Raw genomic sequence first — 254 nt, forward strand, 5'->3', positions numbered from 1 at the left:
GTAGTATCAACAGGGCATAACCTTACTGTACCACCAGCCGTTTCCACAGACTTTTTAAACAAGAAATCTACAGGATCAAGAATAATGGCTTCGTCACCAGGTTGTAAAACATAGGATGCAATCAGAAACATTCCTTGTGCTGCGCTATTCACGGCAAGGACATTGTCAGGAGAAAAGGTTCCCTGTTTTTCCTTATTGAAATAGTCTGAAACACTTTTTTTAAATTCCGGAAGACCGGAAAATGGCCCGTAGCT

1 protein-coding gene is annotated in these 254 nt (G+C 41.3%); it reads right to left on the reverse strand.

The window, feature by feature from the left end:
- On the reverse strand, window positions 1–254 hold a 254-nt coding region (locus SB689_RS23665; RefSeq protein WP_410694483.1), incomplete at both ends, for an aminotransferase class I/II-fold pyridoxal phosphate-dependent enzyme.

Origin of the sequence: Chryseobacterium sp. SIMBA_038 (genome assembly GCF_046535115.1) — a bacterium.
Classification (GTDB): domain Bacteria; phylum Bacteroidota; class Bacteroidia; order Flavobacteriales; family Weeksellaceae; genus Chryseobacterium.